We start from the raw sequence: 14,378 nt of genomic DNA on the forward strand, positions 1-14,378 counted from the left end.
CTCAGACGGCCCCGGCGCCGGTCAGCGAGCGGACCTCCGTCTCCGCGTGCTTCGCCCCGTCAGGCTCCTCCGCCGAGGTGACCGTGCCCAGCCAGCCCGCCAGGAAGCCCAGCGGGATCGAGACCACGCCCGGGTTCTGCAGCGGAAAGAACTGGAAGCTCACCCCCGGGAAGAGGGAGTCCGCACTGCCCGAGACCACCGGCGACAGGACGACCAGCACCACCGCCGGGATCAGGCCCCCGTACACCGACCAGACGGCACCCCGCGTGGTGAAGGAGCGCCAGAACAGCGAGTACAGCAGCACCGGCAGATTGGCCGAAGCCGAGACCGCGAAGGCCAGCCCCACCAGGAACGCCACGTTCAGGTCCTGCGCGAGAAGGCCCAGGGCGATCGCCACCGCCCCGATCCCGACGGCCGCGACCCTGGCCACCGCGACCTCGCTGCGCTGGCGCGCATGGCGGCGCTTGAGCGACGCGTACAGGTCGTGCGCCACCGAGGCCGAGGAGGCCAGGGTGATCCCGGCGACCACGGCCAGGATCGTGGCGAACGCGATCGCGGCCACGAAGGCGAACAGCACCGCGCCCCCGGTCGAGCCGGCCCCGCCGCCCAGGAACGCCGCGAGCAGCGGAACCGCCGTGTTCCCCGAGGCGTTGGAGGCCCGCACCGCGTCCGGACCCACCAGCGCGGCCGCCCCGAACCCGAGCACGATGGTCATCAGGTAGAACCCGCCGATCAGCGCGATCGCCCACACCACCGACCGGCGGGCCGCCCGCGCGGTCGGCACCGTGTAGAAGCGCGACAGGATGTGCGGCAGCCCGGCCGTCCCGAGGACTAGCGCGAGGCCGAGGCTCATGAAGTCGAAGCGGGCGGTCCAGTCGCCGCCGTACTTGAGCCCCGGGCTCAGGAACCGCTGCCCGTGCCCGCTGCGCTCGGCTGCGCTGGTGAGCAGCTGGTCGAAGTTCCCGTGGAAGCGCAGGAGTACGAGCACGGTGAGGGTGACGGCCCCGCCCATGAGCAGCACGGCCTTCACGATCTGGATCCAGGTGGTGGCCCGCATGCCGCCGAAGGACACGTAGACCACCATCAGCGCACCGACCCCGATCACGGTCAGCGTCCGGGCCGCGGTGCCCGAATCCCCGAGCAGCAGGCCCACGAGGCTGCCCGCGCCGACCATCTGTGCGACCAGATACAGCACCGAGACGGTGACGGAAGAGGTGCCGGCGGCGATCCGGACGGGCCGCTCGCTCATCCGGGCCGCGACCACGTCCGCGAGGGTGAAGCGCCCGCAGTTGCGGACGAGTTCGGCGACGAGGAACAGCACGACGAGCCAGGCGACGAGGAAGCCCACCGAGTACAGCAGGCCGTCGTAGCCGAAGAGGGAGATCAGGCCCGAGATGCCGAGGAAGGAGGCGGCGGACATGTAGTCGCCGGCGATGGCGAATCCGTTCTCCAAGGGGGAGAACAACCGCCCGCCGGCGTAGAACTCCTCGGCCGAGCCGTGCCGGTTGCGGCTGACCCAGGTGGTGATGCCCAGGGTGACCGCGATGAAGAGGCTGAACAGGATCAGCGCGAGGGTCTGGTGCTCGGTGGTCACCGGCCGCCCTCCCGGGCCCGGGTCCGCTCCTGGCCGCGCTCCTGCTCGAAGACCGTCCAGCGCAGGTCCAGCGCGGCCCGGTCGCGGCGCAGCCGCGCGTGGCGGGCGTACGCCCAGGTCAGCAGGAAGGTGCTGAGGAACTGGCCGAGTCCGGCCAGCAGGGCGACGTTGACCGCCCCGACGACGGGCCGGGCCATGATCCCCGGTGCCATGGTGGCCGCGACCACGTAGGCGACGTACCAGAGGAAGAATCCGGCGGTCGCGGGGACGACGAACCCCCGGTAGCGGCTGCGGACCTCCTGGAAGGCGGCGCTGCGCTGCACTTCGAGGTAGATGTCGGATGCCCCGGGCGCGGCCCGGCCGCCGGCGGCGGGACGCGGGGGCGCCGGGTCCTCGCCCTCGCCCTCCCCCCAGCCGACGGCGAGCGCGTCGTACCAGGGGTCGTCGAGCCGGATCGTTCCGGCTTCGGGACCTTCGTGCTTGTCCACCGAACTCTCCTTGTCCGCTGCCGCATTGGCCGCGTGCCCACAAGGATGTGCGGTATGGACGGTTTCCGGACTGGTGTCCCGGTGCTCTTCACTCCAACAGGTGAGGGAGCGAAGAGCACCGGGGTGCCGGTGCGCCCGTCAGGCGTCGATGCGCGAGCGGTCCAGGGTCGCCGCGGAGCTCGTGATGAACTCCTTGCGCGGCGCGACCTCGTTGCCCATCAGCAGGTCGAAGACCTGCTCGGCCGAGTCCAGGTCGCCGATGTTGATCCGGCGCAGCGTGCGGTGGCGGGGGTCCATGGTGGTCTCCGCCAGCTGGTCCGCGTCCATCTCGCCGAGACCCTTGTAGCGCTGGATCGAATCCTTGTACCGGACGTTCTTGCGCTGGAATTCGAGCAGCGTCTGGCGCAGCTCGTTGTCCGAATACGTGTAGACGTACTTGTCCTGGCCCTTCTTGGGCTGGACGAGTTCGATCCGGTGCAGCGGTGGCACCGCGGCGAACACCCGGCCCGCCTCGACCATCGGCCGCATGTACCGCTGGAAGAGCGTCAGCAGCAGGCAGCGGATGTGCGCGCCGTCCACGTCGGCGTCGACGAGCAGGACGATCTTCCCGTAGCGCGCGGCGTCGATGTCGAAGGTACGGCCCGAGCCGGCTCCTATGACCTGGATGATCGCTCCGCACTCGGCGTTCTTGAGCATGTCCGAGACCGACGACTTCTGGACGTTCAGGATCTTGCCGCGGATCGGCAGCAGTGCCTGGAACTCCGAGTTCCGCGCGAGCTTGGCAGTACCGAGGGCGGAGTCGCCCTCGACGATGAAGAGCTCGCTGCGCTCCACGTCGTCGCTGCGGCAGTCGGCCAGCTTCGCGGGCAGCGAGGAGGTCTCCAGTGCCGTCTTGCGGCGCTGCGCCTCCTTGTGCTGGCGGGCGGCGATCCGGGTCCGGGCGGCCGCGACGATCTTCTCCATCACGGCGCGGGCCTGCTGCTTGTCGTCACGCTTCGTGCTGGTCAGGAAGGCCTTGAGTTCCTTGGCGACCACGGCCGCGACGATCCGGGCGGCCGCCGAGGTGCCGAGCACCTCCTTGGTCTGGCCCTCGAACTGCGGCTCGGCCAGCCGGACGGTGACGACCGCCGTCATGCCCTCCATCGCGTCGTCCTTGACCACGTCGTCCTCGGCGACGCGCAGCAGCTTCGCCGAGCGCAGCACCTCGTTCACGGTCTTGGCGACCGAGCGCTCGAAGCCGGTGATGTGGGTGCCGCCCTTGGGCGTGGCGATGATGTTGACGAAGGACTTGACCTGCGTCTCGTACCCGGTGCCCCAGCGCAGGGCGATGTCCACGCCGAGCTCGCGGGTGACCTCGGTGGGGGTCATGTGGCCGCGCTCGTCGAGGACGGGGACGGTCTCCTTGAAGGTGCCCTGGCCGGTCAGGCGCAGCACGTCGCAGACGGCCTTGTCCTGCGCGAGGTAGTCGCAGAATTCGCTGATGCCCCCGTCGAAGCGGAAGGTCTCCTCGGTCTTGCCGGCCCCGTCGATGGCGCGCTCGTCGCGGACGACGATGGTCAGGCCGGGGACGAGGAAGGCCGTCTGCCGGGCGCGCTGGTACAGCGTCTCCAGCGAGAGCCGGGCGTCCTTGAGGAAGATCTGCCGGTCGGCCCAGTAGCGGACCCGGGTTCCGGTCTTGCCCTTGGCGACCCGCTTGACCTTGCGCAGGCCGTTGGCCGGGTCGAACGGGCTGTCGGGGCCCTGCTCGGTGAACATCCCCGGGACGCCGCGGCGGAAGCTGATCGCGTGGGTGGAGCTGTTGCGGTCGACCTCGACGTCCAGCCGGGCGGAGAGGGCGTTGACCACGGAGGCGCCGACGCCGTGCAGGCCGCCGGAGGCCGCGTACGAGCCGCCGCCGAACTTGCCGCCGGCGTGCAGCTTGGTCATGACGACCTCGACGCCGGACAGTCCGGTCTTGGGCTCGACGTCGACGGGGATGCCGCGGCCGTTGTCGCGGACCTCGACCGAGGCGTCCTCGTGGAGGATCACCTCGATGTGGTCGCAGTAGCCGCCCAGGGCCTCGTCGACTGCGTTGTCGATGATCTCCCAGAGGCAGTGCATGAGGCCCCGGGAGTCGGTGGAACCGATATACATGCCGGGGCGCTTGCGGACGGCCTCGAGGCCTTCGAGGACGAGCAGGTGCCGCGCGGTGTAGTTGGAGCCGTCCCGGTCTGCTCCGGACAGCAGCGCGCTGGAAGGCACGGACGTGTCGGCGGTCACGCAGTTCGCTCCTCGCTGAATTTCTTTTTCTGGCCCGTCGGGCGCAGGGTGGCTCGGTTGCCGGTCGAAGGGTACCGAGGCCTGGTAGAGCCGATGCAACGCCACCCTCGCGCTTCATCAGCCTAGTGCAGGGCCGCACGGGTGTTCGATCCCCCGGGGGAGTGAAGCAAACATCACGTTCCCTTCCAGGCATGAACCATTTAGGGTTCGGGCACGTCCTCATGCACAACCGGCACTCACGCCGGGGAGGACGGAACTGCTACAAGCGAACGACTGACAACGCGAAACCGTAAAGCAACGCAATACGGCTCCTTCGCCGCCAACCGGCAACAGCCGGCCAGCTTCGGAAGGAAGTTTCGAGGAAAAGCCGCGAGCGGGAACGTTTTCGGCCTGGTTGGATGTTGACCCTGGTACGACAGCTCGTCGAGCTAGAGAAGAGGCGACGTGACTACTGTTCTGACACCCGCGACCCCGCTGACGGCCGCTGACCGATGCGACCGTTGCGGCGCCCAGGCATATCTGCGCGTCGTCCTGCTGAGCGGCGGTGAACTGCTGTTCTGCGCCCACCACGGGCGTAAGTTCGAGCCGGAACTCAAGAAGATCGCCGCGGATATACAGGATGAGACCGAGCGGCTCACGTCCGCTCCGACGGCCAATGCCGACACCGAGGACCGCTGACACAGGCCTATACCTCGCATCCGACGAGCCAGGACCGGCCAGGCCGGTCGACGGGCGGTGTCCCCTGAGACCCAGGGGTACCGCCCGTCCTCACGTCCGGAGCCCCGCCGGTGCCCGGCGGGCCCCGGCGGTTCGCGGCCCCGCCTAGCGCCTCGCGCGCCGGTGCCGTCCCCCAGGCGTTCCCGGTGCCCCCTGCGGCTCCCCCGTCACAGGCCCCCGTACAGGCCGTGCAGCGTGTCCGGAGCGCCTTTGGCCACCCCATGCGACGTCCTGGCCGGTGCTTTGCCGCTCGGCCGTCTCAGAGGTCGTCACGAAGCCGGTGAGCGGCGCGATCTTCGTGTACACCCCCGGACTGTCGGGGCGCCCGCAGCCCCGCCCCCAGGACACCAGCCCGATGAGCCGGCCCTGGGCCACCAGCGGCCCGCCGCTGTCCCCCTGGCAAGCGTCCCTGCCGCCGTCGCGGTGCCCCGCGCACACCATGGATTCCGGCCGGTACTGCCCGTCCGCGTCCCCCGGGTAGGCGCGCCGGCAGACCTCGTCCGCCAGGACCGTCACCCGCGCGGCACGCAGTGCGTACGCATAGTCACCGAATCCGCTCGTGTCGCCCCAGCCGTAGACGGCCGCCTCGCCGCCCGCTTCGTATCCGGGGTGGCCGTCCCCGGCCATGGGGAGCACGTAGTGCGCGGGTACGGCCTCCTCGAGCTCCAGCACGGCCAGGTCGCCGGCGTTGCTCCGCGTGTCGTAGCCCGGGTTCACCCGGGCGGAGCGGACCGCGATCTCCCGGCCCTCGGCAGCCCGCAGCTGCGTACGCCCGGTGATCACCCGGAAGTCGGGGACGGACTCGATCGGGCCGCCCAGCACCTGACGGCCCAGGCAATGGGCCGCCGTCAGCACCTTCGTCGGGCCCACGATGACGCCCCCGCAGAACTGGCCGCCCCGCGTACCCCCGAACCGGTCACGGCTGGCGAGGGCCACCACCCACGGGCTGTCGGCCGCCTTCACCGGCTTCCCGCCGATCACCACACTGTCCGCAGCCGCGTGCGGTGCCTGGGCCAGCGGCGCGGCGGCCGCTCCCGCCACCAGGGCCAGCGCGCCCGCCAGAGCACGGGAAAAGGGACGACGCATGAGGCCTCCTGACTCTGAGTGTGCATGACTCCACCCAGAGTGGGACGCCCCGTGGCCGAGCGCACCCGCGCGCGGCCGCCTCCGTACGGCCCCCGGCCCGGTCAGTCCAGGTAGTCGCGCAGCACCTGGGAGCGGGACGGGTGGCGCAGCTTCGACATCGTCTTGGACTCGATCTGACGGATCCGCTCGCGCGTGACGCCGTAGACCTTGCCGATCTCGTCGAGGGTCTTCGGCTGTCCGTCGGTGAGGCCGAAGCGCATCGAGACCACGCCGGCCTCGCGCTCGCTCAGCGTGTCGAGCACCGAGTGCAGCTGCTCCTGCAGGAGCGTGAAGCTCACGGCGTCCGCGGGGACGACCGCCTCGGAGTCCTCGATGAGGTCGCCGAACTCGCTGTCGCCGTCCTCGCCGAGCGGCGTGTGCAGGGAGATCGGCTCGCGGCCGTACTTCTGGACCTCGATGACCTTCTCGGGGGTCATGTCGAGTTCCTTGGCCAGCTCCTCCGGGGTGGGCTCGCGGCCCAGGTCCTGGAGCATCTGGCGCTGCACGCGGGCGAGCTTGTTGATGACCTCGACCATGTGCACCGGGATGCGGATGGTGCGGGCCTGGTCGGCCATGGCGCGCGTGATCGCCTGGCGGATCCACCAGGTCGCGTACGTGGAGAACTTGTAGCCCTTGGTGTAGTCGAACTTCTCGACCGCACGGATCAGACCCAGGTTGCCCTCCTGGATCAGGTCCAGGAAGAGCATGCCGCGGCCGGTGTAGCGCTTGGCCAGCGAAACCACGAGGCGGAGGTTGGCCTCCAGCAGGTGGTTCTTGGCGCGGCGGCCGTCCTCGGCGATGATCTCCAGCTCGCGCTTGAGCTTGGGCGCCAGCTTGTCGGAGTTGGCCAGCTTGTCCTCGGCGAACAGGCCCGCCTCGATCCGCTTGGCGAGCTCGACCTCCTGCTCGGCGTTGAGCAGGGGGACCTTGCCGATCTGCTTGAGGTAGTCCTTGACCGGGTCGGCGGTGGCGCCGGCCACGGCGACCTGCTGGGCCGGGGCGTCGTCCTCGTCGTCGGAGATGACGAAGCCCTTGCTCTCGCCGCCGTCCTCTTCCTCCTCGGCCTCCGCCTTGACCGCGCCGGGGCCCTCCTCGACGGGCTCCTCCTCGCCGGCCTCGTCGGCGTCCTTCTTGGCGGCGGTCTTCTTCGCCGCCGTCTTCTTGGCAGCGGTCTTCTTGGCGGGCGCGGCCTTCTTGGCAGCGGTCTTCTTCGCCGTCGTCTTCTTCGCGGCGGGCTCGGTTCCGGGCTCCTCCGCGAGAGCGTCCACGGGCTCCGGGTCCACCGTCTCGGCCGCCGGTGCCTCGGCGGCGACGGTCCGCGCAGCCGTCGTCTTCGCCGCGACGGTCTTGGTGGCCGTCCGCTTGGCCGGGGTCTTCGCTGCGACGCTCTTGCGGGTGGTGCGCTTGGGCGACTCCGCGGCACTGACCATCAGCGTCACACCCTCTTCCTCGAGGATCTGGTTGAGGCTGCGCAGAACATTCTTCCACTGGGTCGCAGGAATCTGGTCAGCCTCGAAGGCCCGACGCACGTCATCGCCGGCGATCTGCCCCTCGGCCTTGCCCCGCTCGATGAGCGCCATCACAGACTCGGAATCGGCGATCTCCGGCGGGAGCGTACGGGATGTGCTGGCCGACACGAACAACCTCTCGGAACGATGGAAACGGCTTCCGACCCCGGCCGGGGTGGTGCTGGACCGGAGCCGACGACCACCGACTGGGGATGGGCCGGGGGCGCGGGCAGGGGCCGGGGAGCTGCACAGCACCCGCAAGGGCTGCTGTCTTCCCTCCGTCGGCCATCACCTCTCTAGGTCATCGCTTGACCTCGCGGAGTGTTACGCCGAATTCTTCGTGGCCCAAGTCACACCCCGATTGCCCCGATGCCGGTCATACGGTCGTACACGCGGCCCGGACGCGGCCGGATGCCGCCGTACGAGGTCGCCGACGGTGGTGCGGGGCCGGCCCCCGCCGGGGGCCCGTGTCCGCTGACCTGCGGTCGAGGGCCTGCGTACGCCCGGTGTCGCCGGGGCGTCTCCCCGGCCTCCGCCGGGAGGTACCCCCACCGGACTGCGTCCCGGGTGCCTCCAGGGCGTCGGCGCCACCGCCAACGCCCTCCGGCGGCACGTGCGAGTACTCCCGCGCCGCCGTCCGTACGCCCGTCAGTGCTCGCGCGGGGCGGGGACCACGCGCTCGACCTCCGGGTGCACCATCAGGAGCTGGCGCATGGCGTTCTCGGCACCCGTCGCGTCCCCGGCGGCGAGGGCCTCGACGATCCGCGCGTGGTGCGCGACGCAGGCCTCGCCGGGCCGGTCGCAGGCCGTGACGGGGCTTCCCGAGACCTGGAGCGCGGCGGAGACGATGCCGGACAGGTGCTCCAGCATGCGGTTGCCCGCTACCTGGATCAGGAGCGCGTGGAACTCGTTGTCGGCGCGCGCGAAGGTGATCGCGTCGCCCTGGCCGAGGGCGTGGCCCATGATCTCGACCATGTCGGCGAGGCGCTGCTGGATGTCCGGGCGGCCGTGGCCGGCGGCGAGGCGGGCGGCGAGCGGTTCGATGGTCCAGCGGAGCTCGTTGAGCTCGCGGCGCTGGTCGTCGCGCTGGGGGCCGAACGCGCGCCATTCGATGATGTCGGGGTCGAGCAGGTTCCAGTCGGCGACGGGGCGGACGCGGGTGCCGACGTTGGGGCGGGCGCTGACGAGGCCCTTGGCCTCCAGCACGCGCAGCGATTCGCGGACGACGGTGCGGGAGACCTCGAAGCGCTGGCCGATCTCCTCGGGAACCAGCGGGCGGTCTGCGCCGAGGTCGCCGGAGACGATCATCTGGCCGAGCTGCTGGACGAGTTGGCCGTGCAGTCCGCGGCCGCGGCTGCCTGCCGCGCGGCGGCCGACCCGGCTCAACTCGACGTCGGCGCCGTCCCAGTGGGGCGCTCCGACGCGGTCGGCCCCGGAGGCTTCCGCGTAGGGGTAGCGGTCGAGTTCGCCCGGGCCGGCGAGGCCGGAGTCGGCATGGCGGGCGGCGGTCATCATGGTGTGCGCAAGGGTACTCACGAATCCTTTGTCGGCCTTGCCTCGACGACCCTTGAGGTCTTTGGTGAAAAGCACACGAAAGGGTGATCGGTGCCACCTACGCAATTGACGACTTATCGTAAAGAACCGGGCTCTTTGCGGGGAGTTGTGGTCCGGTTCACGTGTTGCGGACCGGATCGGTCCCGTTGGGACTTTCTCCGGTACCGGAACGATCACGAACGGTCCCTTACCAACGGACGCGGCTACGCAGTCCTGTGAACCCATAGGCGCACAACAGGACCATCAGCGACAACACCAGCGCGGTGCCGACGGGTTGGGCCATCACCCGCAGGGCCCCCAGGACCAGGCGGTCCGCCTCCGGGGGCCACTGCGCCCAGGTCAGCCCGCGCAGCCGGGCCGCGAGTCCGCTCGCCTGGTGCGCGGAGGGGCCGTCCAGCGCCTTGCGGACGAGCGGAACGACCATGACCGGTACGGCGAGCACGGCCGCAAGGCCCGCGGTGGCCGACCGGAAGACGCCGGAGGCCAGCACGCCGGACCAGGCGCAGCCGATGAGCAGTCCGGCCCAACTCGCCGCCGGGGAGACCCATTCGGTGGGGGTGCGCAGCGGGCCGCGGTCGAAGACGAGCTTCAGGGCGGCGGCGTCGGCGGTGACCGCGAGCGCCCCGAACACCAGGGCGAGGCCCGCACAGACGGTCAGTTTGGCGGCGAGCAGGCCCATCCGGCGCGGCACGGTGCCGCGGTCGGCGGCGAGCACGGGGTAGCGGTACTCCTCGCCGAAGGCCAGGGCGCCGAGCAGTCCCGCGCCGAGGGCGGCGGGGGGCAGGGGCAACAGCTCCGGCCAGGCGGCGAGCAGCCGGTTCTGCGGGGTGCCGCCGGCCCGCGCCAGCACCAGGGCGGTGACGGCGGAGACGGCGACGACGACGGCCGCGGTGAGGACGGGCATGGCGGTACCGAAGACCCGGCGCAGCTCGTAGCGCAGCGGCCGCAGCGGCCCGCCGACCCGGCGTACCGCCGAGGCCGGGATCCCGCTGCGGGCAGCCGACCGGCTGCCGCTTCGGGAGGGCAGGGACCCGGCTTCGGCCGGAGCGGCGTCGCTCGCAGGGTCCGTGCCGGGCTCGGTGCGCGCCTGGGGCACCGGCGGTACGGGCGGGCAGGGTGCGCCGGTGTCCCCGGTCTCGTCGGCGAGCTGGTGGACCAGCACGCCGTGCCGGAACGCCGCTTCGCCGACCTCCGCGCAGCTGCTGCCGTACACCGACAGGCGACTGCCGGACTCCTCGACGATCTCCACCGCACGCTGGGCGTCCCGGGCCTCCCGACCGAGTACGTCGGCCAGCCGGGCGGCGTGCGGGCTGCGCACGGCGACCCGCGGCCGCAGCCGGGTACGGGCGAACTCGGACGCGTCCTGGTCGGCGACGAGCCGGCCCGCCTCGATGCTCACGACCCGGTCCGCGCTGCGGGCGGCCTCCTTCGCGTCGTCGGTGGTGAAGAGCACCACGCCGCCGAGGGAGGCGTGACCGCGCAGCAGCCCGTGCAGCCAGCCGCGTTCGCGGGGCGAGAGTCCGGCGGCGGGCTCGTCGAGCAGCAGCGTGCACGGATCGGCGAGCAGCGCCGCGGCCAGCGCCACCCGGCGGTCCATGCCGAGCGAGAGCGAGCCGAGCCGCTGGTCCCGCAGGCCCGCGATGCCGACGACCTCCAGCATGGTGTCGGCCCGGGAGGCCGGCACCCCGGCGGCGGCGCACAGCATCCGCAACTGCCCCCGGACGGTGCGCGCCGGGTTGCCGGGGACGTCGCCGAGCATCACGCCGACTTCACGGCCGGGATGCGGAATCCGGTGCAGCGGGCGCCCGCGGAAGTAGGTGACGCCGCGGCCCGGTTCGAGTTCGAGCATGAGCCGCAGTGCGGTGGTCTTGCCCGATCCCGGTTCGCCGAGGAGGGCGGTCACGGTCCCCGGGCGGGCCTCGAAGGTGAGGTCGTCCACGAGGGGCGGAAGGTCTCGACGGGGTGTGCTGGTGAGTCCGATGGCCTGGAGCATCGCTTCTCTCGCGGGGGGTGAGACCGCTCTGCGGCAGCGTGAGTACCGCAAACAAGATAACGCGATATGTCCGATTTTCGGCGCAACCGGGGCGTGTTCGCGGCCGTGTCGACGGCGGCGCGGATCGCGATGATGCCGGTGGCGGCGAGGTCGCGGGTGGCGGGGCCTCAGACTTCCGGGCGCAGCATGGGCGGGTTGAGCAGGGTCGCCCCGCCGGCCCGGAACAGCTGGGCGGGCCGACCGCCCTGACGGGTCGTCGTCCCCCCGCCCGGCACCAGGAACCCGGGGGTCCCGGTGACCTTGCGGTGGAAGTTGCGGGGGTCGAGGGCGACGCCCCACACGGCCTCGTAGACCCGGCGCAGCTCGCCGACGGTGAACGCGGGCGGGCAGAACGCCGTGGCCAGTGAGGAGTACTCGATCTTGGAGCGAGCCCGCTCCACGCCGTCGGCGAGGATCCGGGCGTGATCGAAGGCCAGCCCCGAGACCGCCTCGTCCTCGACGGCCAGGAGCTCGTCGACGGGGGCCCAGCGCGCGCTGTTGGCGTCGCCGCCGGCCCGGGGCGCGGGCAGGTCCGGAGCCAGGACCAGATGCGCCACGCTGACGACACGCATGCGCGGATCCCGCTTCGGATCCCCGTACGTGGCCAGCTGTTCGAGGTGCGCCCCGTTGCCCGCGCCCGGCTCGGCCGGATCGTGGGCGCACAGGCCGGTTTCCTCGGAGAGCTCCCTGGCCGCGGCCGCGGCCAGGTCCTCGTCTCCGCGCACGAAACCGCCGGGCAGGGCCCAGCGTCCCTGGAACGGCTGCTCACCCCGCCGGACGACCAGCGCACAGAGCGCGTGACGCCGCACGGTGAGCACGACCAGGTCGACGGTGACAGCGAAGGGCGGATAGGCCGACGGGTCGTAGGGCGACATGCCGCGATCATAGTCGTCTGCCTGACGATAAACAGCGCTTTCGTGATCCCGAAGGCGGCCGCCCCCAAGCAGGGGACGTCCGGCGGATCAGACCCGGGCCCGGCCATGATCCGCCGGACACCCCTGACCGCCCAGTTGGAGCGCATCGGCTGCCTCCTCCACCATGGCAAGGCCCAGCCGGCTGATCCGGACGGCGAACGGTTCCCCCGAGATCTGCAGGTTGGAGAACCGGAGGGCGCCGAGGGGAGCCCCGGGCAGCGGGACGAGGGCGACCGTGCCCGCGGGGGCGTCGGGACGGATCCCGGCGAGGGCGGTCAGGGCATGGACCCCGGCGGCAGCGGCCACCGCCGCGGGGCGGCAGGCCGCCGGGTGCGGCAGCGGTGCGCTGCCCATCGTGCGCTGCTCGGCGGCGTACATCTCCGGCAGCCGGTACCCGAAGCTCTCCGCCGCGTCCAGCAGGCCCCGCAGCAGTCCGGCGGCCTCCTTCTCGAAGCCGGCCTGGGCCAGCCCGGCGAGCGCCACGGCACTCTCGTACGCCCGCACCGCGCCCGAGCGGTGGCCGAAGGGGTTGTGGCCCGGCTCCCGGAACGCCATGCTGCGCAGTCCCCATCCGGAATCCATGGCGGGGGCCCCGAGGAGGCGGGCGAGCTGTTCGGTGCGGACCCGGTCCAGCAGCCCCGGGGCGAGCCGGCCGCCGCCCAGCAGGCCGGTGTCCAGGAGGTGGGCGGCGGCCCCCGTCAGCCGGGGCAGCGGCCGCCCGTCGGGGTGCAGGGCCGCCGCGGGCCGGCCGCCGTCCGGGCCGTCGATCCAGAACGCCTCCCGGAACCGCTCCCGTAGCGCGGCCGCCCGTTCCCGCCACTCCTCGGCGCCGGGCCGCCCGCATCCGGCGAGCAGATCGGCCCCGAGCAGCGCGGCCCGGTGGGCGTGCGCCTGGGTCTCGCAGCGGCGCGGACCGGGGTCGGGATCGGCCAGGAACCCGTCCTGGCCCAGGGCGCCGCGCAGCCAGTCCAGGCACCGCTCGGCCGCCGGGAGGAGCCGGGCCACCACCTCCTCGGGCAACCCCCAGCGCCGGGCCTCGGCCAGCACCGCCGGGAAGGCGAGGGTCGCCTCGGTGCCGGTGCACCCCGGCGGCAGCTGCGGACCCGCCCCGCGCAGCGGTCCCGGGATCTTGCCGGTGTCGGGGCCGCGGCCGCCGGTCTGGGTCCGGGCGAGGGTGCGCAGGGTGGCCGCGGCGAGCCCGGTCCCGAGCGGCAGCGCCATCCGGGCGGCCCAGAGCGACTCCGCAGGGGCCAGTCCGAGCCGCCACGGAACCCCGGCCGCGGCGAACGCGTCGGCCGGCTCCTCACGGTCCCGCATCAGCAGCGCGCCGAGGTCCTCGACGCTGGTGCGGAACCATGCCTCGACCCGCGGGTCGTCGCCCTCGGCCCGGGCGTCGGCCAGCGGATTGGCCACCTGCCCGGCCGGGGCCCGCGTCGTGCGGTCCTGCGTGGTCCGCAGCTCGATGGTGCGGGACTCCCCCGGCCCCAGCTCGAGCTGCCAGCGCAGCAGTCCCGCCGAGGCGAGGGCGTCGTCCGGGGCCGGCTCGGCCGCGGTGACGGCCTGCGCCTCCCCGGTGCTCCAGCGCAGGCCGGCGGCATGCACGCCGGCCGGCAGTTCGGGCCCGGTCCGGCCGGCGGCCACTTCGGCCAGCTCCGCCAGGTCGGTGCCGAGTGCCACCTCCACCGGGAGGCGCATCGGCCGTGCCGTGAAACTGCGCAGGGTGATCCGCTCGGTGCCGTCCGCGTGCCGGACCCGTTCCACGCCGATGTCGGGGTCGGGGCCCGCTTCGGCCCCGGTACGGACGGTCGCGGTGAAGGCGGCCCGGTCGGATCCGAGGCTGCGCCCCTGGACGGCGACCGGGTCCCGGCCGCCGACCCGGAGCACGCAGCGGGACAGCAGCCGCCGCCCGGAGCGGTAGATCCCGTCGATCCCCCGCCCGGTCAGCTGGCCGTGTTCCGGCGAGATGACCAGGCAGGGCGCGGCGACGCAGATGACGGCGCCGTGCACGGGCGGCAACTCGGTCCTGCGGGCGGGCGGTACGGGGTGGGCCATGGGTCGCCTTGTCTGGGCTGTCTGCGCTCCGGCCGGTTTCGCTGGGCGGCGGCGCGGCCGGGCCCCCGCCACCCTCCAGGGGAACGCCCCCGCCCCTGCTCGGGTCACGGGCCCCGGGGGCGGCTGCGCCCGCAC

At 72.5% G+C, this 14,378-nt stretch carries 10 protein-coding genes; 1 reads left to right on the forward strand and 9 read right to left on the reverse strand.

Translation table 11 applies throughout. The annotated features are described in order from the left end of the window. Position 1: 1 nt before the first annotated feature. From AB5J51_RS12235 to AB5J51_RS12245, 3 genes are all read right to left on the reverse strand, one after another. A complete protein-coding gene (locus AB5J51_RS12235) occupies positions 2–1,594 on the reverse strand; it encodes a cation acetate symporter (RefSeq protein ID WP_053787754.1) in 1,593 nt (530 codons plus the stop codon). After that, on the reverse strand, positions 1,591–2,082 hold the full coding sequence (locus tag AB5J51_RS12240) for a DUF485 domain-containing protein (protein ID WP_136222725.1): 492 nt from the start codon (positions 2,080–2,082) through the stop codon (positions 1,591–1,593). The genes AB5J51_RS12235 and AB5J51_RS12240 overlap by 4 nt, the downstream gene beginning before the upstream one ends. Before the next feature lie 138 nt (positions 2,083–2,220). Beyond that, complete coding sequence (locus tag AB5J51_RS12245) at positions 2,221–4,341, reverse strand: type IIA DNA topoisomerase subunit B (protein ID WP_053787756.1); 2,121 nt, start codon at positions 4,339–4,341, stop codon at positions 2,221–2,223. A gap of 444 nt (positions 4,342–4,785) precedes the next feature. Between AB5J51_RS12245 and AB5J51_RS12250 the strand changes: the two genes are divergently transcribed. Further along, on the forward strand, positions 4,786–5,019 hold the full coding sequence (locus tag AB5J51_RS12250; protein WP_030154305.1) for a hypothetical protein: 234 nt from the start codon (positions 4,786–4,788) through the stop codon (positions 5,017–5,019). Positions 5,020–5,163: 144 nt separating this feature from the next. Here the strand turns inward: AB5J51_RS12250 and AB5J51_RS12255 are convergent, their stop codons facing one another. From AB5J51_RS12255 to AB5J51_RS12280, 6 genes are all read right to left on the reverse strand, one after another. Then, the gene (locus AB5J51_RS12255; RefSeq protein ID WP_369777717.1) at positions 5,164–6,144 is read right to left on the reverse strand and encodes a serine protease; all 981 of its coding nucleotides are present in this window, start codon (positions 6,142–6,144) and stop codon (positions 5,164–5,166) included. Between the two features lie 101 nt (positions 6,145–6,245). Continuing rightward, on the reverse strand, positions 6,246–7,820 hold the full coding sequence (locus tag AB5J51_RS12260; protein ID WP_053787777.1) for an RNA polymerase sigma factor: 1,575 nt from the start codon (positions 7,818–7,820) through the stop codon (positions 6,246–6,248). A gap of 519 nt (positions 7,821–8,339) precedes the next feature. Further along, complete coding sequence (locus tag AB5J51_RS12265; protein ID WP_276611372.1) at positions 8,340–9,281, reverse strand: FadR/GntR family transcriptional regulator; 942 nt, start codon at positions 9,279–9,281, stop codon at positions 8,340–8,342. 151 nt (positions 9,282–9,432) lie between these two features. Beyond that, entirely contained in the window at positions 9,433–11,238 is a 1,806-nt protein-coding gene (locus AB5J51_RS12270; RefSeq protein WP_369777718.1) for an ATP-binding cassette domain-containing protein, read from the reverse strand. A 167-nt stretch (positions 11,239–11,405) separates the two neighbouring features. Further along, positions 11,406–12,152 (reverse strand): NUDIX domain-containing protein, encoded by a 747-nt coding sequence (locus tag AB5J51_RS12275; protein ID WP_053787759.1) that lies wholly within the window; start codon positions 12,150–12,152, stop codon positions 11,406–11,408. An 87-nt stretch (positions 12,153–12,239) separates the two neighbouring features. Further along, positions 12,240–14,243 (reverse strand): glycogen debranching N-terminal domain-containing protein, encoded by a 2,004-nt coding sequence (locus AB5J51_RS12280; RefSeq protein WP_369777719.1) that lies wholly within the window; start codon positions 14,241–14,243, stop codon positions 12,240–12,242. Between the last annotated feature and the right edge of the window lie 135 nt (positions 14,244–14,378).

Origin of the sequence: Streptomyces sp. R33 (assembly GCF_041200175.1) — a bacterium.
GTDB classification, from domain to species: Bacteria; Actinomycetota; Actinomycetes; order Streptomycetales; family Streptomycetaceae; genus Streptomyces; species Streptomyces katrae_B.

What these genes read in the sequence shown, in the direction of transcription:
- AB5J51_RS12275 (WP_053787759.1), bottom strand. Translation starts at nt 12,152, where the DNA reads ATGTCGCCCTACGACCCGTCGGCCTATCCGCCCTTCGCTGTCACCGTC.
- AB5J51_RS12270 (WP_369777718.1), bottom strand. Translation starts at nt 11,238, where the DNA reads ATGCTCCAGGCCATCGGACTCACCAGCACACCCCGTCGAGACCTTCCG.
- AB5J51_RS12255 (WP_369777717.1), bottom strand. Translation starts at nt 6,144, where the DNA reads ATGCGTCGTCCCTTTTCCCGTGCTCTGGCGGGCGCGCTGGCCCTGGTG.
- AB5J51_RS12280 (WP_369777719.1), bottom strand. Translation starts at nt 14,243, where the DNA reads ATGGCCCACCCCGTACCGCCCGCCCGCAGGACCGAGTTGCCGCCCGTG.